General features: G+C 41.1%; 1 protein-coding gene. It reads right to left on the bottom strand.

Annotation, left to right across the window (positions count from 1 at the left end):
* Nucleotides 1-253: transglycosylase domain-containing protein (locus ACSV5T_RS10110; RefSeq protein ID WP_438321048.1), on the bottom strand; the 253-nt coding region annotated here is incomplete at both ends.

A 253-nucleotide genomic window follows, 5' to 3' on the forward strand; every position in this document is an offset into this window, starting at 1 on the left:
TGAAGTTCTAATTCATTTAGCTCTTTTCCATAGAAAAAGTCAGCAGCTGTCCCGAGTCCATAATTACGTCCGGACATCAGAATTTTATTGCAGTACATCTCAAAAATTTCTTCTTTTTCATATTTCCGTTCGAGTTGGAAAGCTAGCCACGCTTCTTGCGCTTTTCGTTCCAATGTTTTTTCATTGGTAAAGAAGGAGTTTTTGACTACTTGCTGCGTGATCGTGGAAGCACCTTGTGCCCCAAAGCCTTGCG

This window comes from Veillonella sp. ZSJB6 (assembly GCF_051549505.1).
Classification (GTDB): domain Bacteria; phylum Bacillota; class Negativicutes; order Veillonellales; family Veillonellaceae; genus Veillonella.